Genomic DNA, 25,902 nt, shown 5'->3' with positions numbered 1-25,902 from the left:
GCCCCCCGTCCATCCACGCCACCGGGGTGGGGGCCCCCCCGGTTGTGGGGGTGGCCGCCCTCCGATCGAGCGCCGGGCCCGGGTTGAACGGACTCTCCCTACTGAAAGTAGGACGTGCTCCGGTAGCACCACCGACGCCTGCCCGAGAGGTTGTTCCCTCTCGACGGGAAGAACACTACCAGGTCATCACGCCTGTTCAGAACGCCCGCCGGGCCCGGTCGCAGGGCACGACCGCAGTGGCCGGCCCCTGGTTCGACGGCGGGAGGGCGGGCCGTCCTCAGTCGCTCTCGGGGTGGACCCGGTGGAGGCCCTTGCGGTCGTAGTAGATCGTCATCGCGTAGCCGAAGACCAGCGCGGCCACCGTCCCGATCGCGATCATGATCCAGCCGCGGGCCAGCCCGGCGTCGGCCTGGGCGTCGAAGTAGAGGATCGCCCGGACGCCGTCGGTGAGCTGACGCATCGGTTCGAACACCGCGAGCCGCTGGTAGAACTCCGGCAGCGCCTCCAGCGGCACCGTCGCCCCGGAGGACGGCAGGGACAGCGCGATGAACACGAACATGCCGATCAGCTGGCCGATCCCGCCGAACGCCGCGAGCAGCGCCTGCATGCCGAGCCCCACCGCCGCCGTGGCGCAGACCGAGAAGATCCAGAGCATGGGCAGGTGCGAGGCGTCCATGTCCAGCACCACCACGGTCGCCAGCATCACCAGGGACGACGTCAGCACGGCGATCGCCACCGACATCACGGAGGTGACGGTGAGGGTGGCGGTCCGGCTGATCCGGACCAGCGGGCGCTGGGTGCGCAGCGGGCCCAGTTCGCTGGCCGCGTAGCCGAGGGCGACGTCGACGCCGTTGCTGATCACGTTGGCGCCGAGGAAGCCGCAGAGCACGAGGAGCAGCGTGTAGTAGAAGGCGGTGAGGCCGAGCCCGCTGTTCTGGCCGATCGGGTGGCCGACCTGGACGACGACCGCGATCGGGTCGGCCAGCTGGAGCGCCGCCGCGTTGGTCTCCTGCCCTCCGGGGGCGACCCGCGCCGCGGCCTGGGCGGTGAGGGTGCGGCCGAGTTCCGCCGAGGCCCGCTCGGCGGTGTCCTGGGAGATCGAGGAGGCCAGCGAGGAGGCCAGGCTGCCCACCCCGGGGTTGGTCAGGACGATCATGGTCGGCCGCTCGGGTGCCTGCTGGGCCGGGTCGCCGAGCGCCGCCACGGCGGCGGTGAAGCCCGCCGGGACCTCCAGGGCCCCGGTGAGGGCGCCGCGGCCGAGCTGCTCGTCGGCGGCGGCCCGGTCGAGCACCCGCCAGGAGACCTTCTCGTCGGGGTCGGGTGCGGCGAGCACGCCGGCGGTGATCTGCGCACCGAGGTTCTGCTGCTGTCCGTCGACCACCGCGCCCTGGTCGGAGTTGATCAGTCCGATCGGCAACCGGTGGAGGTCGGCCCGGGGGTTGATGATGCCGCCCATGTAGAGCAGCGACAGCAGGAACCCCACGAGCCCGACGATCACCGTCGGCAGGATCCAGACCTTGGGGTTGCGCAGCACCTGCCGGGCGCGGACGCCGCCGGGCCGGTTCGAAGTCAATGGTTCTCCCGTGGACGTGGATCGGTCGGCCCCCGCCCGAAGGTATCCGCCCGGCGGGGGCCCGCCGTGGCGCCTCGCGGGGCCCGCAACCCGTACGCCGGACACGTCCGGCCCCACCCGCCCGGGCCGACCGCCACGCCTCCACGGACCCGCCCGCCCGGGCCCGTGCAGCGGCTCCGGCCCGGGTGATCCTGCTCCGCCCGATCCTGTTCCGTCCGGTCAGCGGCCGCGGGCACCGCTGCGGACGGCGCCCGCGCTCGCCGCGACGACCAGGGCGATCGCCGCGCACTGCGGCAGCGACAGCGCCTGACCGAGCACCAGGTAGCCCGCCGTGGCACCGAGCGCCGGGGCCAGGCTGGTCAGGACGGCGAAGGTCGCGGCGGGCAGCCGGCGCAGGGCGAGCAGTTCCAGGGTGTACGGCACGCCGGAGCTGAGCACCGCGACCGCCAGCCCGGGGGCGAGGACGGCGGGGGACAGCAGCGCCCCGCCCGCCGAGGCGATGCCGAGCGGGAGGGCGGCGAGGGCGGCGACGGTCATCGCGATGGCCAGCCCGTCCAGGCGCGGGAAGCGGGCACCGGCGCGGGCGTTGAGGAGGATGTAGGCCGCCCACATCGCCCCGGCCCCCAGGGCGAAGGCCGCGCCGACCGGGTCGAGCCGGTCGAGGCCGCCGCCCAGCAGGCAGACCCCGCCGAGCGCCAGACCGGCCCAGAGCATTCCGGCGGCCCGGCGGGCGACGGCCACCGACAGCAGCAGCGGGCCGAGCACCTCCAGGGTGACCGCCGCACCGAGCGGGATCCGGTCGATCGCCTGGTAGAAGAGGATGTTCATGCCGCCGAGGGCGAGTCCGAAGCCGACGACCACCGCCCAGTCGGCGCGGCGGTACCCGCGCAGCCGGGGCCGGGTGACGGCGAGCAGCAGCAGGGCCGCGAAGCCCACCCGCAGGGCGACCGCGCCGAGCGCCCCGGCGCGGGGGAACAGCAGGGCGGCGAAGGCGGAGCCGAACTGTCCGGACACCGCCCCGGCGAGCACCAGGGCGACGCCGGTGAGGGTGCCGCGGCCTGCGGCGTGGCGGAGGACGGCGGGCGCACCGGGGTGCGCGGGGGCGGTGGTCGCCGTGGTCGCTGTGGTCGCGGGGGTCACCGGGGCCGCCGGGGCGGGGTTGCGCACGGGGTGGGCGGCGGCGGGGGACGCGGTGGCGCCGGGGGCGGTCGAGGTCATGCCGTCCACGCTAGGAATCCGGCGGCTTCGCGTGAAATGCCGAATCCGGCGCGGTTATGCTCCCGAAGCATGACCGTCGAGCTGCGACACCTGCGCGCCTTCCTGGCCATCGCCGAGGAGGGCAACGTCACCCGCGCCGCCGCCCGCCTCCACCTCAGCCAGCCGGCGCTCTCCCGGACCCTGCGCCAGTTGGAGGAGCACCTCGGCGCCCGGCTGGCCGACCGCTCCACGCACCACCTCGAACTCACCGCCGAGGGGCGGACGTTCCGCGAGCGGGCGGTCGCCGCCGTGGCCGCGGTCGACGCCGCCCTCGACCCCGCCGGGCTCGGCGGCCGACCACTGCGTCTGGGCCACACCTGGGCCGCGCTCGGCGATCGGACCGTCCCGCTGCTGCGCCGCTGGGACGAGGAGCACCCGAACGTCCCACTGGAACTGCTCCGGATCGACGACCGCACGGCCGGCCTCACCCGGGGCACCGTCGACGCGGCCCTGCTGCGCGGCGAGGTCCCAGCGGACGGGCTGCGCACCGAACTGCTGCGCCGGGAGGCGCGGGTGGTGGTGATGGCGGCGGACAGCCCGCTGGCCGCCCTCCCCCGGATCACCCTGGCGGAGCTCGCCGCCCACCCCATCGCGCTCAACACCGTGTCCGGCACCACGACGGTCGACCTGTGGCCGGCGGGTGCCCGCCCGGCGGTGACGCTGGAGGTGACCAACACCGACGAGTGGCTGCTCGCCGTGGCCGCCGGCCGCGCCGTCGGGGTCTCCACCTCGGCGACCCCGAGCAACCACACCCACCCCTCGCTGGTGTACCGCCCGCTCGCGGACGCACCGGCCGTCCCCGTCGTCCTGGCCTGGCGCGAGGGCCTCGGCCACCCGGCCCTCGCCGACCTGCTGGCCCTGGCCCGCCGGGTCCTCGCCGACGACACGACCTGAGGACCGATCTACCGGGCCCGCGAATTGGCGCTCCGTCAGTTCAGTGGGGCGCCCTGGCATCAGGCGCAGGTGACGCCGGCGCTCCTCCAGGTGCCGGCGTCGACCATGGTGCTGCGGGCGAACGCCTCGGCGGGGAAGTCGCGGCCGTTCCTGAGCCGCTCGTACATCGTCTGGACGGCGAGCGCGCCGACGTCCCGGCCGTTGAGGAACAGCGCGGCCTTCATGCCGGTGGGCCGGCCGCCGCTCCAGTCCTTGCAGGCCAGGTAGGCGCCGATGCCGACGCCGATGATGCGGTCGGCGCCGATGCCCGCGTTCTGCAGCGCGGCCACCCCGCCGTGCACGTTCTCGTCGTTGCAGCCCCAGACCACCCAGGTGCGGACGTTGGGGTGCGCGGTGACGGTCGCGGCGACCCGGTCCTGCGCGCCGGCGGGGGTGTTGTCGGTGGCGACCTCGAGGCTGCGCACGCCCGGGACAGCGACGCCGAACGCCTCGCGGGCCGCCTTGACCCGGTCGCCGCAGACCGTGACGTCCTGCTTCCAGGCGGAGACCACCCGGGTGTCGGCCGGACTCCAGCCGGCCTTCCGGAACTCCTCGGCGGCGCGCCGGCCGACCTCGGCACCCATGTCGCTGCCGCTGAAGCCGATCCGCGGCACCAGGTTGGCCCGGGCGCAGACCACCGGGTCGGGACCGGTGGCGCAGATCTGGTCGTCCGAGGTCAGCAGGGCGACCTTGGCGGCCTTGGCGGCCTGCACGATCTGCGGCCCCACCGCCGGGTCGGGGACGACCACGATGATGCCGTTGGTCTTCTGTGCGATGGCCGCCTGCACCTCGCCGACGGCCTTGTCGGCGTCGCTGCCGAGGTTGACCACCCGGAGGTCGACGCCCAGCTCCTGCGCCTTGGCCCGCGCCCCGGCGGCCTCCCCGACGAAGTACTCCTGGTCGCCCTGCTTCTGCAGGTAGGTGATCGAGATCCGGCCCTCCACCGTGGCGATGTCGCCGGAGCCCGCCCCCCGGCCGTCGGAGCAGGCGGTGGCGGTGAGGGCGAGGGCGAGCAGGAGGGCTGCGGCGGCGCGGGTGCTGGTGCTTCGGGTCATGCGGGGATGCTCCTTCGCGCCGACCGGCGGAGGCCGGAGACGCGCGGTTCGGGGTTTCGCGGCTGGGCGGGGGCGGTTCGAACCCGGCGGGGGAATCAGTCAGAAATCAACTCGTTCAAACGTGATGTGAAATATCACATAGCTTTGCGAGTGAACGTCAAGCGCCCGGTACCCATCGAGATCAACTCGTGACGCAACAGCCACTCACCCGTTCCCACAACGGACTGACCGTCAACAGCGGTTCGCGACGGGCCGCTTGAGCGCGGCCCCCGACTGTGCCTATGCTGCGCGTCGCTTTCTGTTTGAACGTGCGCATCGGCTCGATTCCAACAGAACGGCACGGCAGATCCTGCCGAATCTCCCCCCACCCCTCGCGCCCCCTGGAGCGCCCATGCGCCTACGCATCCCCGTGCCCCGCCTGCTGCCCCGCGCCCTGCTCGCGCTGTCGCTCGCGGCGTCCGGCCTCACCGCCGTCGCCCTCGGACCGGCCGCCGCGCCGGCCGCGGCCCTGGACAACGGACTCGCCCTCACCCCGCCGATGGGCTGGAACTCCTGGAACACCCTGGGCACCGGGGTCACCCAGGAACAGGTCGTCCAGACCATCGACTTCATGTCCTCCAAGGGTCTGGTGGCGGCCGGCTACACCACCGTCACCGTCGACGACGGCTGGTCGCTCGGCCACCGCGACGGCCAGACCACCGACCTGGTCAAGAACACCCACGGCGCGATGCAGCTCTACGACGCCCGGGGCAACCCGGTCAGCGGCACCGACGGCGGCGGACTCGACGTCACCACCGGCCACCTGGTGCCCGACCCCACCCGGTTCCCGACCCGCACGATCGACGGACGGACCGTCAACGGCATCGAGTACCTGGCCCGGTACGCCCACACCAAGGGCATGAAGTTCGGGCTCTACGCCACCACCACGTACACCACCTGCCAGGGCCGCCCCGGCAGCCTGGGCCACGAGGCCACCGACGCCGCCGACTTCGTCGCCTGGGGCGTGGACTACGTCAAGTACGACGACTGCCCGTACGGCCCGCCGATCACCGGCCCCGACGGCCACAACTACGGCACCCAGGGGCAGGGCAGGGAGCTGACCCGCTCGATCTACGCCCGGACCCGCGACTTCCGCCTCGCCCTGGACGCCGCCTCCGCCGCCCAGGGCCGCCCCCGGGTGACGCTCAGCCTCTCCGCGCAGCCCGTGCACACCGGGGTCCCGCACCTGCTGGCCGCCGACGACCCGGCCCGGACCGACCCGGTGGTGGTCGCCGCCGGTACCCCGGCCCGGCAGGCACCCGGCTACGCCCCGACCGGGGTGTGGTGCGGGCAGGTCGCCAATCTGTGCCGGATCGGCGGCGACCGCGGTACCGACCTGGAGGGCGTGCTCCACAACGGCCAGTTGCAGACCGCACTGCGGTACCCCGGCAACGTCCGCCCGGGCAGCTGGAACGACATGGACATGATGTTCGCGGGCTGGCAGAACCCGTACGGCCTCTGGGGCGTCACCGACACCTGCCTCTGCCACAAGCCGATGAGCGACGACCAGTCGCGCAGCGAGATGTCGATCCTGGCGATGATGGCCTCGCCGCTGATCGCCGGCGCCGACCTGCGCACCACCGCCCAGGCGCAGCGGACCCACCAGGGGTACACCTGGTCCACCGGGATCACCGACTCGGCGCTGGCGATCCTGAAGAACGCCGACGTCATCGCCGTCAACCAGGACAGCCTGGCCAAGCCCGCCACGCTGGTCGGCGGACCGCCGGCCAATGGCACCGCACCCCTCGTCCTCAAGCGCCGGCTGGCGAACGGCGACACGGCCGTCCTGCTGGTGAACCAGGACCCGAACGCCGCCCGGACCCTCTCCACCAGCCTCGCCGCGCTCGAACTCCCGGGATCCGGCTACTCGTTCAAGGAGCTGTGGACCGGCGCCACCGGCACCACCAACGGCACGATCAGCGCCTCGGTCGCCCCGCACGGCGTCGCCATGTACCGGCTCAAGCCGCTGCCGGCCACCGTCCCCGCCGCCGTGATCGGCGACGGCCGGTACCACGGGATCAGTGCCGGCGGCACCAACGGCCAGGCCCTGGAGGTCCGGGGCACCTGCAGCGCCCCCGACGGCTCCCCCACCGGCATCAACACCTGGTGGAGCTGGCACACCTCGGAGCAGTGGAACTTCGCCGCCAACCCCGACGGCACCGTGCGCATCACCGACAACTGCTCCACCCCGACCCAGGTCCACGGCACCCTGACCGGACCGGCCGCACCCGGCGGCCCCGCCTGGGTCCTCAACAGCCACGACCCGAACAACCCGTACCAGAAGTGGCGCGTGGTGCAGGACACCGCGACCGGCGCGCTGAGCATCACCAACGTCGCCACCGGCCTGGTGCTCGACGCCCCGCAGTCCGCGCCGACCTCGCCGGTCGCGCTCAGCACGGCGAACCCGGCCGCGCCCGGGCAGTCCTGGACCCTGCTGTCCTGACGGCCTGCGCCGGTTCGCCGGTCGACCGGTGGGCCGGTAGGCCGTCGGGCCGCCCGGTGGTGCCCCGTTGTCCCGGACGTGTGTCCGGGACGGCGGGGCGCCGCGCGCTTCACGGCGCGGGCAGGGCAGGGCCGGGGAGGTGCGGCGGCAGGGCCGGTCCGGACGGAGGCAGGGGCAGGTCCGATGCCGGCGGCGTCGCGTACGCGGGGGGAACGGGCGGGCCGGCCGGGGCGGGTCCCAGCGTCGTGGTGCCCGGCGCCGCGCGGTGGCCGAGCCCCGACCGGTAGACGTCCAGCGCGAGTTCGACCCGCCCGGTACGGCGCAGCAGGTCGCCGAGCAGTCGGCACAGGTCGGCCAGGTCGCCGGTGGCGCCCGCCCGTTCGAGCAGGGCGAGGGCGGTGACGTAGTGCTCCTCGGCGGCCTCGTTCGCGCCGTGCTCCTCGGCGATGAGCCCGAGCAGCCGGTGCGCCCCGCCCGCGTGGACGGCGCCGCGCTCGGGGCCCAGCCGGTCCAGCAGGCTGCGCAGCAGGTCGCCCGCCTGCCCGGTCCGGCCGCGCCGGCGCAGCACGTCGGCGAGTTCGACGTCGACCTGGGCGGTGAACAGCTCCGCATGCCGGGAGGCCAGCATGGCGCGGGCGGTGCGCAGTTCGTGTTCGGCCGCCGCCAGGTCGCCGGCCTGGGCGTGCACGTAGCCGCGCATCCAGTGGCACTTGGCGAGGTCGGAGTCCAGGCGCAGCCGCTGGTAGAGCTCCTGCGCGCGGGCCAGCGAGGCATCGGCCTCGGCGGCGCGACCGTCGGCGATCAGGGTGCGGGCGACGCTGCGGTGCAGCCCGGCGACCAGCACGGGGTCGGTGGCGCTCGGGGCGAGGGCGAGGGCCAGTTCGGCGGCCTGGGCGGCCCGGACGTGTGCGCCCATGTCCATGTACGGCCCGATGGCCGCCGAGTACAGCAGGAGCAGCGCGTCGGGGTCGTGCAGGCCGCTCCGGTTGAGCTGGTCGATGGCCGACTCCAGCAGGTAGCAGGCGTAGCGGAGTTCGCCGGCCAGGAGGTGGGCGACGGCCCGGCCGCGGACGGCGGCGGCCCGGCGGGGCAGCGGTTCGCCGGCGAGCAACTGCTCCGCCTCCTCGAAGCGCTCGCGGGCCTCGTCGAGCCGGCCGGCCTCCAGGGCGCATTCGCCGAGGCCCTGGACGGCGGCGGGCCGGACGCTCGCCAGGTCGTACTGTGCGGCGCGGTCGAGCACGGCGGCGAAGCGCCCGGCCGCCCCGGCGGTGTCGCCCTCCGCGAGCACGCCCTGCGCCTCGGCGAGGGCGAGCTTCAACTCGGCCTCCAGATGGGGCGGTCGGCCGGTGGCGAGCTCGTCGAAGGTGGTGCCGAGGCGGTCGGCGAGGTGGCGCAGCGCGGTGTCGGAGGGGTGCACCCGGCCGGCCTCCACGGTGGAGACGTAGGCGGCGGTGTAGGCCGGCTCGGCAAGCGCGCGCTGCGTCAACCCCCGCTCTCGCCGCAGCCGTTGGATCCGTCGGCCGAGGCCCTCCGGTTCGCTCCGCCCGTCCACGGCCGCTCCTCCCCGTCCTGCCCGCCGGTCCCGTCCGACCCATTGTCGTGGACGCGGCGGTGTCCTAGATTAACTCGCCGAATCAACTCTGATTGAGCATCAATTTACATCAGTGGAAGCCCTTCTGGAGGCACCTGTGCGCCACGGCAGCTTCACCACCACCGTCCTGGCCGGCGTCACCTCGCTGGCCGCGCTCTGCTTCTGCGCCGCCCCCGCCTCGGCGGCCGGCGGACCCGCCTCGCCCGCGCGGACCGCAGCGTCGGGCGCTGAGACCACAGGCGGCGGACCCGCGGGCGCCGAGACCGCACGCGCCGAAACCGGGGGCGCCGGACACCGGGTCGAGGTGTTCGCCGAGGACGGCAGCATCTCCCGCGCCGTGGTGCCCGCCGGCTCCCCGTTCACCGCCCGCCGGTCGATCGGCGCCCTCGCCGGCGACGGCACCGTCAGCCCCCTCCTCCGAAACGGCAGCACCGCGAGCAAGCTCGACGTGGTGGTCATCGGCGACGGCTACACCGCCGCCGAACAGGAGAAGTTCCTCGCCGACGCCGGCACCAAGTGGCAGGAGATCACCGCCGTCGAGCCGTACACCACCTACCGCTCGCTCTTCAACGTCTGGGCCGTGCAGGCCGTCTCCGCCGAGTCCGGCGTCTCCGGCGACCCCGACCGCACCACCGTCCGGGAGACCGCGCTCGGCTCCCACTTCTGGTGCGAGGACATCGAGCGGCTGCTGTGCGTCGACACCGACGCCGTGGAACGCTACGCCGCCCGGGCCCCGCAGGCCGACCTCGTGGTGGTGGTCGCCAACAGCGCCAAGTACGGCGGCGCCGGCTACAACGACGTCGTCTCCTCGCTCGGCTACTCCGGGATCGCCACCGTCTCCGGCGGCAACGAGCGCTCCGGCCAGGTCGCCGTGCACGAGACCGGCCACTCGCTGGGCCTGCTCGCCGACGAGTACTTCTACGAGGGCCAGGGCCGCTACGAGGGCGACGAGCCCACCGAGGCCAACATCACCGAACTGACCGCCGACCAGCTGCGCCGCAGCCGCACCAAGTGGTACCGCTGGCTCGGCCGGACCTCCCCCGACGGCGGCACCGTCGGCGCGTACGAGGGCGGCGGCTACCACCCGGCCGGGCTGTACCGGCCGACCGAGAACTCGATCATGCGCTCGCTCGGCCGCGAGTTCAACCTGCCCGGACGCGAGGCCATGATCACCGGCTTCTACCGCTACGCCAGCACGCTCACCAGCCCCACCCCGGCCGACACCGTCCTCACCCGGGGCGACCGGCTGCACGTCGACCTGCCCGCCCCCGGCACGCGCCTGCGCTGGTACCTGGACGGCCGGGAGCTGGACGGCCTGCGCGACCGCACCACCGTCACCGTCGCCGACCTGCACCTCCCGGGCCCCAAGGGCCTGCGGCACCGGCTCACCGCCGTGGCCACCGACCCGACCCCGGCCGTCGTCGACCCCGGACTCCGGGCCGGCCTGACGGACGCCCTCACGTGGCGGGTGACGCGCTGACGGAGCCGCGACGGCGGTGGCGGGTGACGTGGTGAGGGAGCCGCGACGGGCCAGGCGGGCACGCCCCGCAGCCGCGGGCCGGGGCCCGTGCGCGGACCGTCAGCGGATCGTGCGCGGGCCCCGGCAGAGTCGTCCGCACCGACGCACTCCGCACCGCCGACGCACTCCGCCGAGGCGCCCGCCCGGAAAGGCCACCGCCGTGCACGCACTCGTCCACGACCCGCACGCCCCGCAGCACCTGCGCCTCGGCGAGGCGCCGGACCCCCGGCCGCGACCCGACCAGGCGCTAGTCGAGGTCGCCGCGATCTCCCTCAACTTCGGCGAGATCGTCTACCGCTCCCCCGCCACCCGGCCCGGGTACGTCCCCGGATGGGACGCCGCCGGCGTGGTCGTGCAGCCCGCCGCCGACGGCTCGGGCCCGCAGGCGGGAGAGCGGGTGGTCGGCTTCGGCTGGGGCGGTGCCTGGGCCGAACTGCGCGCGGTCGACACCGCGGAACTCGCCGTGGTGCCCGACACCGTCGACCTCGGCACCGCGAGCGCACTGCCCGTGGCCGGCGTCACCGCCCTGCAGGCGCTCCGGCGGCTGGGCTCGGTCCTCGGCCGCCGGGTGCTGGTCACCGGGGCGTCCGGCGGTGTCGGGCGCTTCGCCGTCCAGCTCGCCGCGCTCTCAGGCGCCTACGTGATCGCCTCGGTCGGGGACCCGGAACGCGCCCGCGGCCTGCGCGACCTGGGCGCCGCCGAGATCGTCCACGGCCCGACCGGGCTGACCGCCCCCGTCCACGGCGTGCTCGACAACGTCGGCGGCAGCCAACTCGCCGCGGCCTTCCACCGCCTGGCCCCCGACGGCATCGCCCTGGCCATCGGCAAGGCCTCCGGCGAGCCCACCCTCATCGACTTCGAACAGGCCCGCGTCGACAGCGTCCGCGGCCGGCTGGAGAACTTCAACGTCAGCACGCCCTTCGGTGAGGACCTCGACTTCCTGCTCCACCTGGTCGGGACGGGCCGCCTCGACCCCCAGATCGGCTGGCGCGGCCCCTGGACCCGCGCCCACGAGGCCGCCGACGCCCTGGTGTCCCGCCGCGTCGCCGGCAAGGCCGTCCTCGACATCACCCCCGTCGACGCGCACCGGAACCGGTGACGCCCGATCGGCTCGCGCCGGTCCCCCGCCGCCCGCCGCCCGTGGTGCCGGGAACCCGGGTACACGGGGCGCCCCGGCCTGCGGCGCCCGTACGGGCGGGGTGCAGGCCGGGGCGCGGGGTGAGGCGGAGGATGCGGTGGGTCGGGAAGCTGCGTGGGTCGGGGAGATGCCAGGAGTCAGGGGGATGCGGAGCGCCCGGCGGACGCGGAGGACCCGGGGTCGGGAGTGGGGCGTCGGGGGCGCGCGGGCGACGGATCAGGGGCAGTGCTTCCAGGCGAGGTGGTAGACGGTGTTGACGCTGCCGTCCGTCGAGTCCATCGTCATGAAGCTGGTCGTGGTGGCCGGGTCGGAGGTGCCGGCGTTGACCCGGATCTCGGTGTTGATGTTGAAGTTGCGGATCTCGCCGCAGGGCGCCCACACCAGGGCGGTGACGGCCACCGTGTCGGTCGCCTGCCAGCTGTCGTCGATCGGACCGGTGAAGCGGTGGTTGTAGGCGGCGGTCTGGGGCGAGCCCTGGAAGTAGTAGTTGGCGCGCTGGACGGCCGTGGCGCCCTTCTCCAGGTGGGCGAAGCCGCGGTAGTCGGCGGAGGCGATGGCGTAGGTGAAGCCCTGCGGGACGTGGACGTTCAGGTTGAGCTGGCAGTTCTTGCGGGCGTCGGTGGGCTTGGAGCCGCGGCCGACCTGCGCGACGTACTCGCTGTACGTCACGGTGAAGGCGGTGTTGTCCGGGGAGATGGCGACCGCCGCCGTCCCGGCCGGACAGCCGGAGCCGTTGACGGTGGCGACGTCGATGACGATCTTGTCCGGCGGAGGGGTGGTCCAGCCGGTCCCGGGGGCGGTGCCGAACGCGGTGCCGGACGCGGTGCCGGTCAGTGAGGTCACGAGCAGGACCGCGGCGGCGCCGCCGACGGCCATGGTGCGGACGGACACGGGCGTTTCCTTCCGTAGACCCGCCGGGCTCCCGGTCGCGCACCCCCACGTGCGGACCGCCCGGCAGGTTGTCGCGTACATGCCACCACGCCCGACCGGTCCCGTACAGGGGCGCAGCGGGGCGCTTCCCGGGGCACCGGGGGCGGGCGCACCGGCGCCCGACGGCGCAGGGACTGTTCGGCAGGGGCGGGCGGGGGGCAGGCGGGGGCCGTCGGCGGAGCCCAAGCAGGGGGCGGAGCAGAGGGGTCGGAGGAGGGGGCGCGGCGGAACTCCCCCGCAGGGGGCGGAGCAGAGGGGTCGGAGGAGGGGGCGCGGCGGAACTCCCCCGCAGGGGTGAGCGGGTCCCTTCCCAGGGCGGACGCCCGGCCGGGTCGCGGCTGCGATCGTCGAAGCACGGCCGACTCCGGCCGGAACGAGACCCGAACGAGGGCCGACGAGGCCCGCCCCGTCCGAAGGAGTCCCCTCATGCGCAAGGCAGTTCTCGGCTGCGCGGTCGCCGTCCTGGCGGCCCCGCTGCTCGTCGCACCCGCCGCCGAGGCGGCGAGCCGTCCGACCGGCGGACTGCACGGGTGGGCGCGGCTCGACCCGTACAGCAGCACCCCCGGCGCCGACCGGCTCACCCTCACCATCGACGCCCGGACCCGGCACCGTCCCGCGCCCGGCCGTCCGGCAGCCGCCCGGGGCCACGCCGCCATCGAGCACGAGTTCCCCAACCCGGACGGCACCACCAGCACCGTCCGGATCGAGGTCGCCGTCGACTGCCTGGTGACCACGGGCGCCACGACCGCCGTCACCGGACGGGTCGAATCGCTGCGCTTCACCGTGCCACCCGGCCACGAGCAGCCGCCCGGGCCGGCGGCCGGATGGCGTCCCGAAACCGTCTTCAGCCTGTACACCGACGACAGCGGGCAGCGCCGCGTCGGCTGGCCCCTACTGCCCGATTACCAGGACCCGACGGCGCCGTCGACCGCCCGCAGGTGCGAGGCGCCGGAGCCGACCGCGGCCGACCTCCACCTGGTCGAGGGCGGCTTCCGCCTGCGGCGCTGAGCGGGCAGGCAGGTTGGCGAGTCTGCGGGTGGGCAGTCAGATGGGTGAACGGGCAGGTGGGTGGGCAGTCAGGTGGGTGAACGGGCAGGCCGGCACGCAGGTGGGCGGGGGCCGGCGGCCCGGCGGCGGGACTGCCGGAGCCGCCCCCCGCGGCCGGTCAGTCGCCGACGGGCGGCGCCACGGCGGGGAACGCGGCGAGCGGGGTCTCGCCCCGGAAGAAGGTCTTGGCCCGGAGCATGGCGCGCTCGTCGTCCACGACCTGGCCGGGGCGGGAGCCGTTGCCGAGAAGCACCCCGCCGAAGTGCATCCGCAGGTAGGCCGCGGTGTGGTTGAGGCCGGTCACCAGGCCGTCGGCGCGGACCTCGTCGCGGTCGGCCATCGCCGTCACGCCCCACAGCGTCCGGCCCGCCATCCGCTGCTTGAAGTCCAGACCGGGCACGGCCAGCCATCCGGACCAGTAGTCGAGGTAGCGCTTGGCGTGGCCGGACAGGCTGTACCAGTAGAGCGGCGAGGCTATGACGATGTCGGTGGCCTCCAGCGTGGCCTGCCGCAGGATCTCCTCCGCCTCGCCCGCGACGCTGTCCGCGTCCTCGTGGCGGCCGTCCTGGAAGTCGGGGAGCAACAGCTCGGTGAGGTCGATCCAGCGCTGCGGGACGCCGGGCGGCAGCTGTTCGGCGGCGGTCCGGGCGAGCAGTTCGGTGTTGCCGTCGGAGCGGGAACTGCTCAGGACGAAGAGGAAGGAGCGGTCGGTGGCCCGGGGCGCGTCGGTGGTCATGGGTACTCCGGTCTCGGCCCGCGGGCGGTGCCGACGGGGTGTCACCGCCCTGTCGCCGCACCGCGGGGGCGGTGGCTTCTTCCCTTGCCAACCGCGGGCGGCCGGTCGGGCATTCCGCGGCTGCGCGACCCCCCGTGCCGCGGCCGCGGACGGGCCCCGTAGCCTCTCTGGAACCCTCGGCCCCGGCGGCCCCACCGCGAGAAGTGAGACCACACCATGACCGCCCTCGGAAGCTTCGCCCTGCACATCCCCGACGCCGTGCTCGAACCCGAGCCGCTCGACCCGGCCCAGGTCCTGGCCGGCCGCCCCGAGGTGTCCAGCACGGTGGTGTGGGAGTCCCCCGACGGGCGGCAGCTCCGGGGAATCTGGCAGATCACGCCCGGCACCGTGACCGACACCGAGGCCGACGAGATGTTCGTGGTGATCAGCGGGCGGGCGACCGTCGCCGTCGAGGGCGGCGACACCTTCGAGGTGGGCCCCGGCGACCTGGCCGTGCTGCGCCGCGGAGACCGCACCACCTGGACGGTGCACGAGACCCTGCGCAAGGCCTTCATGATCACGCTCCCCGCGGAGGAGCACGCTTCCGCGTAGGACGCGCGCCCGCATTGGATGCGCGCCCCGCGCAGGACGTGCGCGGTCCGGGCGGGGGGCCCCGGGGCCGCCCGCCCGGTGCGGTCACCCGGTCAGCGGAACAGCACGGTCGTCCTCAGCTGCGGATCGGCCGCGATCTCGGCCTCGGTGAACCGCTCCGCGACCCACTGCTTGCGCTGGTAGCGGGCGGTCTGGTCGGTGTAGTGCGGGGAGAGCGGGTTGGCGGACTGCCCGTAGGTGAGCAGGGTGCGCGTGCGCGGACCGGACGGGGTGAGCTCGGTGGCCATCAGGAAGCTCGTCCCGTGGATCCGGTCGGTGGGATCGGTCGGGTGGGTCGCCCCGCCGCTGCCCGAGTTCGGCGAGGCGGTGAGGACGTTGAAGCAGCCCAGCGTGCCGGAGCAGCCGTTCAGCGGGATGCCGGCCCAGCGCTGGACCTCGCCGATCGGGGCGTCCAGCCGGGTGCCCTGCGCGGTCAGCCGCTGCACGGCGTCCGCCAGGGCCCGCTGGGCGGTCGCGTTCCCGCCGTCGATGCCGCGCGGGGTGGTGAGCGGCGCCGCCGGGTCGTACGGGACCCTGGCCCAGGTGGGCGGGCCGCTGCGGGCCAGGGCCAGGTAGAAGGCCTGCCACAGCACCGTGCCGCGGCTGTCGGCGTCGGCCCGGGTGTCCCAGCGGGCGAGCACCTCGCAAGCGGCGCGGACGTCGATCCGGGTGCCGTCGGTGGCGGTGGGCTCCGGGTGGGCGCGGCACATGGCGAGCGCGTCGTCCCGGCTCAGCTCGGCGGTCTGCACGCGGTCCCCCAGCATCGCGGCCTGGAGGGTCGGCAGGGTGAAGCCGGGGGCGCCCAGGCCGTCGGTGCCGGCCCGCCGTTCGGCGACCATCCGCAGGCCGAGCTGCGCCCGCGGGCCCAGCCGGGTGTCGTCGTCGTAGATCGCGGGCAGTCCGGCGATCGGGGCGTCCGCGTTGGTGAGGTACGGGCCGTTGTTGGAGTTGGCCACGTAGTCGGTGCGGGTCAGCCGCGGCTGCGCGGCGGGGCCGTGCAGACCGGGGAGCAGCGCGTCCGGGTCGGTGCCCCAGTCGCAGGCGGTGGTCGAGCCGTCCAGGACGCGGTTCGGGCCGAGGGGTTCCGGCAGGGTGCAGCGCCGGAGCTGCTCGTCGGTGAGGCGCGGGACGGCGGAGGTGTCGGCGAAGTACACCGTGCCGCTGGTGTCGGTGGCCATGGTGTACGTCCAGGGGTTGCCCTGGTAGGTGCGCTGGGCCTCGCGCAGCTGGTCGAGGTTCCGGGCGCGGCCGATGGCCAGCCATTCGTTCATCGAGCGCAGGTTGTCGGCGTTGGCGTCGCGCAGCGCGTACGCCTGGCCGGCCGTCCAGCCGCCCGCCAGCACCGGGCCGTAGCGGGTGGTGTGGAGGGTGCGCTCAACCGTGGAGAGCGTGCCGTCCGCCGCGCGGACGGTGACCGGTACGGTCTGCGAGGTCATCCGCTCGGCCCTGCCGTCGACCAGGTAGGCGAGCGGGTCGCCGGGGACGAGTCGGAGCCGGTAGAGCGAGGCGTGGTCGGCGTAGCTGGTGGTGTGCGTCCAGGCGAGGCCGCGGTTGTGGCCGATCTCGACCAGTGGGGTGCCGTAGAGTCCGGCCCCGGCGACGTCCAGCACCCCGGGGATGGTCAGGTGGACCTGGTAGAAGCGCTCGCTGCCGAGCCAGCGCAGATGGGGGTTGGCCAGCAGCATGCCCGTCCCGTTGCGGGTGGCGTCGCGGCCGAGCGCCCAGCCGTTGCTGCCCAGGTCGAGCGGCTGCTCGGGTTCGGCGGCAGCGGCTCCGGAGCCGGTCGCCGGCACCGGGACCGCGGGCACCGGGACGGCCGCCGGGGCGGGGGCGCCCGGGGCCGGCGGGGCGGCGGCGCCGATCTCGCCCTTGAAGGCCGCCGCGCCCGCCGCCGTGTTGGTCTCCAGGACGAGGCTCCAGATGTCCTGGGCGGTGATCGGCCCCACCCACTCCCGGCCCCGGCAGGTCGGGTCCGGCAGCCGGGCGGCGCCGGTGTCGGCCAGGTAGCGGTTGTAGCCGGCCGCGTAGCCCTCGACCAGTCGGCGCAGGTCGTCGGTCGGTCCGAGCGGCGCCGGGCGGTCCAGCAGCCGCTGGACGGTGCCGGCCCGGCGCAGCCCCTGGTGGTAGGTGTCGCTCGCCAGGTTGGGGATGCCGGGGGTGTCGGTGGCCGAGGCGGTCGGGCCGAACCAGCGGGAGCGCTCGCCGCGCAGCGTCACCACCTGGTCGGCCAGTTGGCACAGGTTGTCCTGCGCGAAGGCGTACCCGTACCCGTACCCGAGGCCGCCGAAGTCCCGCGCCTGGACGTGCGGCACGCCGGCCTCCGTCCGGCGGATCTTCGCGGTGTACCCGCCGCGCTCGGCGCCCTCGTCGGGGGCGGCGGACGCGGCGCCGGCCGGGAGCAGCGCGGCCGTGCCGGCGGCCAGGCAGAGCGCCGCCGCTGCCGACGCCAACCTCCGCGCCCGCCGCGCGACATGACGCTTCGTCGAAGAATTCTTCATACGCACAGACTGCTCCGGGCCCGGAGCGGAAAACATCGATCGAGCGGACGAACCCTGCGTGCAACCCCCGTCGTACGCCGGTACGACTTCCGGTTGACCCGGCGGACCGGTCAGCTGTCCTGGATGCGCCGCCAGGGCTCCTCGGCCTCCAGGGCGAACGCCAGCTCCAGCAGCAGCCGTTCCTGCCCGTGCCCGGCCGACAGGTGCACCCCGATCGGCAGGCCGTTCGGCGCCGCACCCGTGGGCAGCGCGATGCCCGGACCGCCCGTCACGTTGTTCACCGGGGTGAACGCCACGTACCGGCGCAACCGCTCGATCAGCTCCTCGAACGGCACGTTCGGGCTCAAGTGGCCGATCGGCGGGGCCACGTGGGCCAGTACCGGGGAGAGCACCGCGTCGTACCGGTGGAACAGCTCCGCGTAGGTGCGCTCGGCCTGCCGCAGCCGCCGCAGCACCCCCGGCGTGCGCAGGAACTCCCGCCGGAAGCCGCCCCGCAGGCCCTTGGTGAGCCCGTCCAGCCGGTCGGCGCGGAAGCCGCGGTCCAGCAGCAGCCGGCCGCTCACGGCGATCAGGAACGCGATGTAGCCCCAGTACAGGACGAAGTCCCGGGAGAACTCGTCGCCGAACGGCAGTTCCACCTCCTCCACCCGGTGGCCCATCGCCGCCAGCCGGGCCGCCGTGCGCTCGGCCTCCTGCCGGGTCGGCGCATCGGTGGGCGCGAGCGGCGAGTCCAGCACCAGTCCGACCCGCAGCGGGCGCTTCCCGGGGCCCTCCACCAGGCCCAGCGGCGGCAGCGCCAGGTTGCGGTGCCGGCGCTCGGCGGCGGCGAAGAAGGCGGCGGTGTCCCGGACCGAACGGGTCAGCACCCCGTCCGTCACCAGGTCGATCGGCAGCCTGCGGCCCTGCTCGTTGGGCACCAGCCGGCCGCGGGTGGGCTTCAGCCCGACCAGGCCGCAGCAGGCCGCCGGGATCCGGATCGACCCGCCGCCGTCGTTGGCGTGCGCGATCGGCACCGCGCCGGAGGCCACCAGCGCCGCGGCACCGCCGGAGGAGGCGCCCGGCGAGTGCGAGGGCAGCCAGGGGTTGCGCACCGGCGGTGCGGCGGCGAACTCGGTCGAGGCGTTCAGGCCGAACTCGGGCAGCCGCGTCTTGCCGAGCACGGTCAGGCCCGTCCCGAGGAGCTGCTCGGCGAAGCCCGCGCTGCGGCGCGCGGGGCGGGCCCGGAAGGCGGCGGTGCCGTGGTTGGTGGGCATGCCCCGGAGGTCGACGTTGTCCTTCAGGAAGGTCGGGACGCCGGCGAGCGGGGCGTCCGGGCCGACCCGGCCGGTGCGCGGCGAGCCGTAGGCCGCGAACGCCACGGGCGCGAGGTCCGCATCGACCCGCCGGGCCCGTTCGGCGGCGGCCGCGGCGAGTTCACCGGGGCTCACCTCGCCCGCCCGTACCGCCGCAGCCAGCGCCACCGCATCGCGCTCGCCCAGCGCGTCGTCGCAGAACGCGTGGACCCGCTCGTCCGCCATCCGAACTCCCCGATTCCTACCGACCGGTAATACCGTGCGAGATCAGCAGTGTAGGCATGAGCGGACCCCGACAACAGCCCGCAGTCGGGTGGGAGGAGTGCGGCGGCACGGGGAGGCGCGCCCGGGAACGGGACGGGGAGGAACGGGATGCCCGGAGCGGGGCGGGAAGGGGCCCCGGGGAACGCGGACGGCACGGGGGAACGGGGGAGGTGCGGGGAGGGGACGGGGAAAGTGCGGGGAGGGGACGGGACGGTCGGGGGGCGCCGTGAAGCCGCTGCCCGGTGGGTCCACGGCGCCGGTGTGCTGCCGACGGTCGGCGTCCGCCGGGGCGGTCAGCCCCTGCGGGTGTGCGGCATCAGGTAGACGTCCACCGCAACCTGCCGTTCGGGGTGGACGGACGGGAAGGAGGAGAACTCCAGGTAGTACGGCAACGGGGGCCGCTCGGTGCGCTGCATGCCCTTGGTCGCCGCGCTGACGGCCAGGTGCATGTAGGTGAACGGGATGAGTTCGGGCGGCCCGACGTGGCGCATCACCAGCCCGGTGGAGGCGGGCACCACCTGGACGCCCATGCCGTCGCGGGTCTGCGGGTCGAAGCGGTCCGGCACCGGCACGCAGATGTCGTGCCGGGTGCGGGCGCCGATGAAGAAGTCCGGGTCGTCGTAGGAGACCCCGAGCGCCTTGGAGCGGGCCGGACAGTGGCCGTGGGTGGTGAGCCAGCCGCGCAGCCGCTCCCAGGCGGTGTCGGCGCTGTCGATGGGGCCGAGGTGCGAGTAGAAGGCGACCCGGCGCTGCGGGATCGCGGCGGGGCGGACGTCGGTGCCGGCGGCCCCGGCGGTGGGCCACGCGGTGCTCTGCGGGTTGGTGCGCAGGTCGGTGGGGCAGATGCCGTACGCGGACCGGAAGGCCCGGGTGAACGCGGCGTGCGAGTTGTAGCCCGCGCTGACCGCGATGTCGATGATGGTGCGGTCGCCGTAGACCAGCCGGTAGGCCGCCAGCGACAGCCGGAGTCTGCGGACGTAGCGGTGGATGGGTTCGCCGACCTGGTGCCGGAAGACCCGGCGCAGGTAGTCGGGCGAGGTGTTGGTGGCCTCGGCGAGCTCCTCCAGGGAGACGGCGGCCTCCCCGTCCCTCACCTGGGCGACGATGCGCGGGATGGCCCGGCGCAGGCGTTCGTCGTGGCTGCTGAGCGTGTCGATCTTCATGGCGGGCTGAGGTCCCTCCGCTTCCCGGGCCCGTCGACGTGCCGGCTTGCCGGGGCCCTGCCCGGCTCTGTGGGCGACCGACACCTGACGACGGACCGATCGATGGCACGTCAATCCAAACCTGCGCGGTCACCCCCCGTGCGCACCAGGGTCGGACGTCCCGGTCCCCGTTCCCCCAGGACGCGGTCGATGGGCATCGCTCCGGGGCCCTCCCCGGGAGCGGTCGAGGACGGGCCGCGACCCGGCTCCGCCCTGAACAGGAATCCCCGATGCTATGGGGGGCACCGGGGGCTGTCCAGCGGGCCGGGGCGGGTGTGCTGGAGTGCACCGGGGCGGCCACGGCAGGAGACCGGCGCGGCACCGGCGTGAAAGGTGGCGTACGAAGTTCGGGCACGCGGGGGTGCCCGCCCGGCCGTTCCGGCGGACCCTGGGCGCACCGACCGGCCGGGGCGGGACGGACGACGGCTCAGGCGACCGGCTGGCGCAGGATCGTGCGGCGCTTCTCGGGGACGGTCCTGGTGGGGTCGGACAGGTAGATCTCGTGGTGCCGTCCGGCCTCGCGCAGGCCCTCGGTGTGCAGGTAGTCGTGGAGCAGCTTCACGGTGCGCGGCTCGGTCTCGTACGGGCCCTTGTGCAGGACCTGGACGCACCGGCCCTCGGCGAGGGTCTCGCGGCGCAGCCGTCCGGCGGCCTCCGCGCCGGCCTTGGCCGCCGCCTTGGCGAGCGCGGCGTCGAGCTGGGCGGCGGTGTACGGGACGGGCTGGCGGATCATCAGGGTCCAGGCCCAGTCGGCGCGGTCGCCGGGTCCGTAGGTGTCGACTCCGACGGGGTCGAAGCCGGGGTCGGTGCTGTGCCAGAGCCCTTCGAGCGGCATCACCGCGTAGTCGAGCCCGGTGTCCGCGCGGACGGCGAACTTGAGGGCGTAGGAGACGGCGTAGAGCGCGGCGACGGCGGGCTGGAACTCGGGGCTCTGCTGGGGGTCGCCGGTGCCGTCGACGGCGAGGAAGGCGAACTCGGGGACCTCCACGGGCTGCGGGACGGCCTTGGCGCTGTAGAGCGCCCCGCCGAGCTTGCGGTGGTCGGTCTTCTCGCCCTGCCCGATCTTCCCCGCCGGCGCGGTCTTCCCGGCCGGCGCGGTCTTCCGCCCCCCCTGCCCGGTGCCCGCGGCCCCGGCGGGCCTCCCGGACTTCGCGGTCGTCGCGGACTTCGCCGCCTTCGCGGTGGTCCCGCCCTTCGCGGTGGTGCCGCCCTTCGCGGTGGTCCCGCTCGTCGCGCTCGCCCCGCCCTTCTCCGTCGTGTCGGCCTTCGCGGTCCTGCCGGTGGTGCTCATCGTTCGGTACTCCCGTGCTGCTGCGGATCTGGGACGCCGGCCCGGTGCCCCGCCCTGGCGAACGAGGCGGCGCGGCGGCGGTCACCGTGCCCGCGCGCGGGCGGCCGGACGGGCCGGACGGTGCCCGACCCGTGCCGCGGGCCGTTCTTCCCACCGTTCCGGTCAAGCCTGCGGGGGGCAACCGATCGAAGACTTGACCGGTCCGGTCAACAACGCTCGAACCGCTTCTCACCCGGTCGGACGGCTGCGAAGACTGTCTCTGCACGGTTCCCCCATCCGGATGACGAGAGGGATGCATCGTGACCCCTGCCGCCCCGACCCCAGCCGCTCCGTGGAACCCCGTTCCGGTGCCGGCGCCGGCGGATGCCCGTGAGGTGCCGTCGCACTGGTTCAACCTCGTGCCCAGCCTGCCGGGCCCGGTGCCGCCGCCGCGCGAGCCGGAGGGGGCCGAGCAGGACGCCTGGGGCTCGCGGATCGCCCTGCAGCAGCGGATCAGGCTGGACGCCGTCCGCGCCCAGGACGCCGCCACCGAGCCGTTCCTCGCGATCCCGGAGCGGGTGCGGGAGGAGCTGGCCGCCATCGGGCGGCCCACCCCGCTGCTGCGGGCCCGGGCGCTGGAGCGGTACCTGGACACGCCGGCCCGGATCTACCTGAAGCGCGAGGACGTGCTGCCGACCGGCAGCTTCAAGCTCAACTCCGCCGTCGCCCAAGCCCACTTCGCCGCCGAGCAGGGCATCGGCACGCTGGTCACCGAGACCGGCGCCGGGCAGTGGGGCCACGCCGTCGCCTGGGCCGCGCGCCGCTTCGGGCTGAACGCGGTCGTCTACTGGGCCGGGGTGTCGTCCCGTCAGAAGCCCGGCCGCCGGGCGCTGATCGAGATGCTCGGCGCGGAGGTGCACGCCTCCCCCAGCGACCGGACGCCGGTCGGCAAGGCGCTGCTGCGCGACGGCCGCCACCTGCTGGGCTCGCTGGGCACCGCGATCGGCGAGGCGATCAACCACGCGGCGCTGCACCCGGAGACCCGCTACATCTCCGGCAGCAACCTGGCGCACGTGCTGATCCACCAGACGGTGATCGGCCAGGAGACCAAGGCGCAGCTGGCGGCCCTGGGCGAGCGGCCGGACGCGCTGGTCGCCTGCGTCGGCGGCGGCAGCAACCTGGGCGGCTTCATGGGCCCGTTCCTGGCGGAGAAGGCGGAGCGCGGCGACGGGCTGCTGCTGCTCGGCGCGGAGTCGGCCAGTGCGCCGCGGCTGACCCGGGGCACCCTGCGCTACGACCACGCCGACCCGGAGGGCATCACCCCGCTCGGCCGGTCGTACACGCTGGGGCGGGACTACGAGCTGCCGGAGACCCACGTGGGCGGGCTGCGCCAGCACAGCGGTTCCCCGATCATCGGGGTGCTGCGCGGCGAGGGGCTGCTGGACGCCGTCGCGTACGAGGAGGCGGCGGCCTTCGAGACCGGGCGGCTGGTGCTCTCCACCGAGGGGATGCTGATCGCCCCCGAGTCCTGCCACGCGCTGCGCGCCGCGGTGGAACGGGCGCTGCTGGCCCGGGAGAGCGGCCGGTCCGAGGTGATCGTGGCCTGTGTGAGCGGTAGCGGGCTGCTCGACCTGGACGGCTACCTCGCCCACCGCTGACCCGGTCCCGCACGCCGGGCGCACCACCGGCCGGTCACCCGCCCCGGGCGCACCGCGGACCCGGTGACGCACTCCGGGCGCACGGCCGACCGCACGGCCGGACGCGGCCGCCGATCGACACCTCACATCCCGACCACCGTGCGAAAGGAACGACGTGTCCGACGGAAGCATCATCGAGCTGTCCAGCGGTACCCGCCCCAGCTGCCCGTACTACCTGGGCGAGTCCATCGGGGACCGGCTGCCCGAGTACCTGGGGCGGCACGAGTTCGACGAGTTCTACCTGGTCACCAGCGATCCGCTGTACGAGCTGTTCGGCCGCGACCTCGCGGCCCGGCTCGGGCGGGCGGGCATCGCCGTCAACCTGCTCACGGTGGCGGAGGGCGAGGGCGCCAAGGGCTGGCCCGAGCTGACCTCGCTCTGCGAGCGGCTGGTGGCGGCCGGCGCCACCAAGGACTCGGTGGTCGGCGCGCTGGGCGGCGGCATGATCAGCAACCTGGCGGGGCTGGCCGCGGCCATGGTCTACCGGGGGCTGCGCTTCGTCGAGATCCCGACGACCATGCTCAACCTCACCGACGGCACGCTCAGCAACAAGCAGGCCGTCAACGGCGCACTGGGCAAGAACCAGTTCGGCGTCTACCACGCGCCGCTGTTCATCTGGGCGGACGTGGCGATGCTGCGCAGCGAGCCGGAGCGCCAGCACCGCAGCGCCCTGGTGGAGGCGTTCAAGAACGGCCTGGTGAACGACGCCGCCTGGGTGGACCGGCTGGAGGTGCTGCTGGCCGACGGCGTACCGGGCATCCGCGACAACCTGCTGGGCGTCTGCCACGAGGTGGTGCGCAGCAAGCTGCGGATCCTGGAGCTCGACCCGGGCGAGCGGCACACCGGGATCATCCTGGAGTACGGCCACACGGTGGGCCACGCCGTGGAGTTCCTGTCCGGCGGCAGCCTGCTGCACGGCGAGGCGGTCGGCGTGGGGATGTGCGCGGCGGCCCGGCTGGGCATCCGGCTGGGGGTCACCGCCCCGGCGGTGCTGGAGCGCCAGGAGCACGTCCTGGGCACCCTGATGGGCGCGCCGACGGCGGTGCCGCGGGAGTTCACGCCGGAGCGGATCGTCGAGGTCATCCTGAGCGACAACAAGCGGCGGGCGGGCAGCGCGGTGCGCTTCGTCCTGGTGCCCGAGGTCGGGCGGGTGCACGTGGTGGACGGCGACCACGAGACGCCGGTGCCCGAGCCGCTGCTGAAGAGCGTCCTCGCGGACGCCTGACCCACCCCAACCGGCCTGCTGCCGAACGGAGTCTACGTATGAACACCGCGCATTCCCCCGAAATCGCCGAGACGGTCTACCGGCTGGACGGACCGCTGCGCTGGGCGCTCGGCGAGGTGCAGGACCTGCTGCGCGCGGTCGGCGCCGGCCCCGGCCAGCGGGTGGTCGACGTCGGCGCGGGCACCGGCTACGCGGCGGTTCCGGCCGCCCGGGCGGTCGGCCCGCAGGGGTCGGTGCACTGTGTGGACGGCAGCGCGGAGCTGCTGGACGTGCTGGCCGCGCGGGCCGCCCGGGAGGGGGTGGCCGAGCGGCTGACCCGCACGGTCGGCCCGGTGGTGCCGCTGCCGGTCGAGGACGGCAGCGCCGACCTGGTGGTCTCCACCTACGTGCTGCACGAGCTGGCCGACGACGCGCCCGCCGCGATCGCCGAGATGCACCGGGTGCTGCGCCCGGGCGGGCGGGTCGCGCTGGCCGACTACCGCAAGACCTCCGACAAGGAGCGCAACCGGGAGATCGAGGCGTGGTACGCCCGGCAGCCGGACGGTGCGGGCCCGGAGGAGGTGCACCTGCGCTTCTCGCTGGGCGAGTTGGAGGAGATGCTGCGCGCCGCCGGCTTCCACCGGATCGAGCTGCGCACCTGGCACGACTTCCACGTGCACGCCACCGCCGAGAAGTGACGTCGCGTCCATTCCGCTACGGAGCAAGGAGAACTGTCGTGGTCAAGCTCGCCTACAACGCCAACGGCCTGCGCACCGTCCCGCTGGAGCGGGCGATCGAGGCGGTCGCCGACGCCGGCTACGAGGGCATCGAACTGTCCCTGCACCCGGCCCACCTGGACCCGTTCGCGTTCGGCCCGTCCGACGCCGAGCCGATCCGCAAGGCGCTGGAGCGCACCGGGCTGACCGCCTGCTGCCTGGCCGCCGGGGCGGACAACCTGCTCGGCGAGGAGCGGTTCGAGCCGTCGCTGATCCACCCGACCGCGGAGGGCCGGGCCCGCCGGGTCGACCTGGTGCTGCGGGCCGTCCGGATCGCCGACGAACTCGGCATCCCGTACGTCAACTTCGCGACCGGCAAGCGCAAGCCGGAGGTGTCCGCGGAGCAGGCGCACGCCTGGCTGGCGGAGGGCATCGGGCAGGTGCTGGCGGGGCCGGGCAGCGCGGTGCTGGCGATGGAGCCGGAGCCGGAGTTCTTCCTGGAGACCAACGACGCGGTCGCCCGGCTGGCCGACTCGCTCGCCTCGGACCGCTTCGCGCTGGCCCAGGACCTCGGCCACTGCCGGGTGGTGGAGGAGGACTACCTCGGCTCGGTGGAGCGGAACCTGCCGTACACCCGGATCATCCAGGTCGAGGACATCAAGGGCCGAGTGCACCACCACGAGATCCCGGGCGACGGGGACATCGACTTCGCCGGCTTCTTCTCGGTGCTGCACCGCGGCGGCTACGACGGCTACGTGAGCGTGGAGCTGTACAACCACGCGGAGCGGTACGAGTTCGCGCTGGCCCGCAGCCGCGAGGTGCTGACGGCCGCGCTGGCCGCCTCGCGCGCCGAGCAGGGCTGAGACCG

The 25,902-nt window shown here is 74.7% G+C and carries 20 protein-coding genes; 10 read left to right on the top strand and 10 right to left on the bottom strand.

What is annotated here, in order from left to right; all coding sequences use genetic code 11:
* Positions 1 to 277 precede the first annotated feature (277 nt).
* Positions 278 to 1,573: a YhgE/Pip domain-containing protein gene (locus tag ACWGB8_RS04010; RefSeq protein WP_452210004.1), complete on the bottom strand. Its 1,296-nt coding sequence runs from the start codon at positions 1,571 to 1,573 to the stop codon at positions 278 to 280.
* 219 nt (positions 1,574 to 1,792) lie between these two features.
* Positions 1,793 to 2,791, bottom strand: a complete 999-nt coding sequence (locus ACWGB8_RS04005) for an EamA family transporter (RefSeq protein ID WP_452210002.1) — start codon at positions 2,789 to 2,791, stop codon at positions 1,793 to 1,795.
* 69 nt (positions 2,792 to 2,860) lie between these two features.
* On the opposite strand from ACWGB8_RS04005, the gene ACWGB8_RS04000 reads away from it, so the two are divergent.
* A complete protein-coding gene (locus ACWGB8_RS04000) occupies positions 2,861 to 3,724 on the top strand; it encodes a LysR family transcriptional regulator (RefSeq protein WP_452210000.1) in 864 nt (287 codons plus the stop codon).
* A 59-nt stretch (positions 3,725 to 3,783) separates the two neighbouring features.
* Here the strand turns inward: ACWGB8_RS04000 and ACWGB8_RS03995 are convergent, their stop codons facing one another.
* A complete protein-coding gene (locus ACWGB8_RS03995; protein ID WP_452209998.1) occupies positions 3,784 to 4,818 on the bottom strand; it encodes a substrate-binding domain-containing protein in 1,035 nt (344 codons plus the stop codon).
* 391 nt (positions 4,819 to 5,209) lie between these two features.
* Between ACWGB8_RS03995 and ACWGB8_RS03990 the strand changes: the two genes are divergently transcribed.
* A complete protein-coding gene (locus ACWGB8_RS03990; protein ID WP_452209996.1) occupies positions 5,210 to 7,300 on the top strand; it encodes an alpha-galactosidase in 2,091 nt (696 codons plus the stop codon).
* 109 nt (positions 7,301 to 7,409) lie between these two features.
* On the opposite strand, the gene ACWGB8_RS03985 is transcribed toward ACWGB8_RS03990, so the two are convergent.
* A complete protein-coding gene (locus ACWGB8_RS03985) occupies positions 7,410 to 8,852 on the bottom strand; it encodes a helix-turn-helix domain-containing protein (protein WP_452209994.1) in 1,443 nt (480 codons plus the stop codon).
* A 136-nt stretch (positions 8,853 to 8,988) separates the two neighbouring features.
* On the opposite strand from ACWGB8_RS03985, the gene ACWGB8_RS03980 reads away from it, so the two are divergent.
* Both ACWGB8_RS03980 and ACWGB8_RS03975 read left to right on the top strand, forming a co-directional pair.
* Positions 8,989 to 10,371 carry a M64 family metallopeptidase gene (locus ACWGB8_RS03980; RefSeq protein WP_452209993.1) on the top strand — a complete coding sequence of 461 codons (1,383 nt, stop codon included), beginning with the start codon at positions 8,989 to 8,991 and terminating at the stop codon, positions 10,369 to 10,371.
* Between the two features lie 199 nt (positions 10,372 to 10,570).
* Positions 10,571 to 11,509: a zinc-binding dehydrogenase gene (locus ACWGB8_RS03975; protein WP_452209991.1), complete on the top strand. Its 939-nt coding sequence runs from the start codon at positions 10,571 to 10,573 to the stop codon at positions 11,507 to 11,509.
* A gap of 255 nt (positions 11,510 to 11,764) precedes the next feature.
* Here ACWGB8_RS03975 and ACWGB8_RS03970 read toward each other — a convergent pair whose 3' ends face one another.
* Positions 11,765 to 12,424, bottom strand: coding sequence for a DUF4360 domain-containing protein (locus ACWGB8_RS03970; RefSeq protein WP_452210044.1), 660 nt, complete (start codon positions 12,422 to 12,424; stop codon positions 11,765 to 11,767).
* A 480-nt stretch (positions 12,425 to 12,904) separates the two neighbouring features.
* Here ACWGB8_RS03970 and ACWGB8_RS03965 point away from each other — a divergent pair, with 480 nt between their 5' ends.
* A complete protein-coding gene (locus tag ACWGB8_RS03965; protein ID WP_452209989.1) occupies positions 12,905 to 13,486 on the top strand; it encodes a hypothetical protein in 582 nt (193 codons plus the stop codon).
* A 157-nt stretch (positions 13,487 to 13,643) separates the two neighbouring features.
* Here the strand turns inward: ACWGB8_RS03965 and ACWGB8_RS03960 are convergent, their stop codons facing one another.
* Positions 13,644 to 14,261: a flavodoxin family protein gene (locus ACWGB8_RS03960; protein ID WP_452209987.1), complete on the bottom strand. Its 618-nt coding sequence runs from the start codon at positions 14,259 to 14,261 to the stop codon at positions 13,644 to 13,646.
* Positions 14,262 to 14,477: 216 nt separating this feature from the next.
* Here ACWGB8_RS03960 and ACWGB8_RS03955 point away from each other — a divergent pair, with 216 nt between their 5' ends.
* Positions 14,478 to 14,852 (top strand): cupin domain-containing protein, encoded by a 375-nt coding sequence (locus ACWGB8_RS03955; protein WP_452209984.1) that lies wholly within the window; start codon positions 14,478 to 14,480, stop codon positions 14,850 to 14,852.
* A 92-nt stretch (positions 14,853 to 14,944) separates the two neighbouring features.
* Here the strand turns inward: ACWGB8_RS03955 and ACWGB8_RS03950 are convergent, their stop codons facing one another.
* The 4 genes from ACWGB8_RS03950 to ACWGB8_RS03935 all read right to left on the bottom strand — a co-directional run bounded on the left by ACWGB8_RS03950 (position 14,945) and on the right by ACWGB8_RS03935 (position 21,438).
* Entirely contained in the window at positions 14,945 to 17,341 is a 2,397-nt protein-coding gene (locus ACWGB8_RS03950) for a penicillin acylase family protein (protein ID WP_452209982.1), read from the bottom strand.
* Between the two features lie 158 nt (positions 17,342 to 17,499).
* Positions 17,500 to 18,906, bottom strand: a complete 1,407-nt coding sequence (locus ACWGB8_RS03945) for an amidase (protein WP_452209980.1) — start codon at positions 18,904 to 18,906, stop codon at positions 17,500 to 17,502.
* 332 nt (positions 18,907 to 19,238) lie between these two features.
* The gene (locus tag ACWGB8_RS03940) at positions 19,239 to 20,108 is read right to left on the bottom strand and encodes an AraC family transcriptional regulator (protein ID WP_452209979.1); all 870 of its coding nucleotides are present in this window, start codon (positions 20,106 to 20,108) and stop codon (positions 19,239 to 19,241) included.
* 466 nt (positions 20,109 to 20,574) lie between these two features.
* Positions 20,575 to 21,438: a GyrI-like domain-containing protein gene (locus ACWGB8_RS03935; RefSeq protein WP_452209977.1), complete on the bottom strand. Its 864-nt coding sequence runs from the start codon at positions 21,436 to 21,438 to the stop codon at positions 20,575 to 20,577.
* Between the two features lie 374 nt (positions 21,439 to 21,812).
* On the opposite strand from ACWGB8_RS03935, the gene ACWGB8_RS03930 reads away from it, so the two are divergent.
* The 4 genes from ACWGB8_RS03930 to ACWGB8_RS03915 all read left to right on the top strand — a co-directional run bounded on the left by ACWGB8_RS03930 (position 21,813) and on the right by ACWGB8_RS03915 (position 25,897).
* Positions 21,813 to 23,075: a TrpB-like pyridoxal phosphate-dependent enzyme gene (locus ACWGB8_RS03930; protein ID WP_452209975.1), complete on the top strand. Its 1,263-nt coding sequence runs from the start codon at positions 21,813 to 21,815 to the stop codon at positions 23,073 to 23,075.
* Positions 23,076 to 23,229: 154 nt separating this feature from the next.
* Positions 23,230 to 24,339 carry a 2-deoxy-scyllo-inosose synthase gene (locus tag ACWGB8_RS03925; RefSeq protein WP_452209974.1) on the top strand — a complete coding sequence of 370 codons (1,110 nt, stop codon included), beginning with the start codon at positions 23,230 to 23,232 and terminating at the stop codon, positions 24,337 to 24,339.
* 38 nt (positions 24,340 to 24,377) lie between these two features.
* Positions 24,378 to 25,016, top strand: coding sequence for a class I SAM-dependent methyltransferase (locus ACWGB8_RS03920; protein ID WP_452209971.1), 639 nt, complete (start codon positions 24,378 to 24,380; stop codon positions 25,014 to 25,016).
* A gap of 38 nt (positions 25,017 to 25,054) precedes the next feature.
* On the top strand, positions 25,055 to 25,897 hold the full coding sequence (locus ACWGB8_RS03915) for a sugar phosphate isomerase/epimerase family protein (protein WP_452209969.1): 843 nt from the start codon (positions 25,055 to 25,057) through the stop codon (positions 25,895 to 25,897).
* The last annotated feature ends 5 nt before the right edge of the window (positions 25,898 to 25,902 follow it).

The organism is Kitasatospora sp. NPDC054939, from assembly GCF_053610105.1.
The sequence above is the reverse complement of the archived record's forward strand: the minus strand, read 5'-3'. Positions and strand labels throughout refer to the sequence as shown.

Excerpts from the sequence above, each read along its gene's own strand:
- ACWGB8_RS04005 (WP_452210002.1), bottom strand. The coding sequence starts at position 2,791 with ATGACCTCGACCGCCCCCGGCGCCACCGCGTCCCCCGCCGCCGCCCAC.
- ACWGB8_RS04000 (WP_452210000.1), top strand. The coding sequence starts at position 2,861 with ATGACCGTCGAGCTGCGACACCTGCGCGCCTTCCTGGCCATCGCCGAG.
- ACWGB8_RS03995 (WP_452209998.1), bottom strand. The coding sequence starts at position 4,818 with ATGACCCGAAGCACCAGCACCCGCGCCGCCGCAGCCCTCCTGCTCGCC.
- ACWGB8_RS03990 (WP_452209996.1), top strand. The coding sequence starts at position 5,210 with ATGCGCCTACGCATCCCCGTGCCCCGCCTGCTGCCCCGCGCCCTGCTC.
- ACWGB8_RS03970 (WP_452210044.1), bottom strand. The coding sequence starts at position 12,424 with ATGGCCGTCGGCGGCGCCGCCGCGGTCCTGCTCGTGACCTCACTGACC.
- ACWGB8_RS03965 (WP_452209989.1), top strand. The coding sequence starts at position 12,905 with ATGCGCAAGGCAGTTCTCGGCTGCGCGGTCGCCGTCCTGGCGGCCCCG.
- ACWGB8_RS03960 (WP_452209987.1), bottom strand. The coding sequence starts at position 14,261 with ATGACCACCGACGCGCCCCGGGCCACCGACCGCTCCTTCCTCTTCGTC.
- ACWGB8_RS03955 (WP_452209984.1), top strand. The coding sequence starts at position 14,478 with ATGACCGCCCTCGGAAGCTTCGCCCTGCACATCCCCGACGCCGTGCTC.
- ACWGB8_RS03945 (WP_452209980.1), bottom strand. The coding sequence starts at position 18,906 with ATGGCGGACGAGCGGGTCCACGCGTTCTGCGACGACGCGCTGGGCGAG.
- ACWGB8_RS03940 (WP_452209979.1), bottom strand. The coding sequence starts at position 20,108 with ATGAAGATCGACACGCTCAGCAGCCACGACGAACGCCTGCGCCGGGCC.
- ACWGB8_RS03935 (WP_452209977.1), bottom strand. The coding sequence starts at position 21,438 with ATGAGCACCACCGGCAGGACCGCGAAGGCCGACACGACGGAGAAGGGC.
- ACWGB8_RS03920 (WP_452209971.1), top strand. The coding sequence starts at position 24,378 with ATGAACACCGCGCATTCCCCCGAAATCGCCGAGACGGTCTACCGGCTG.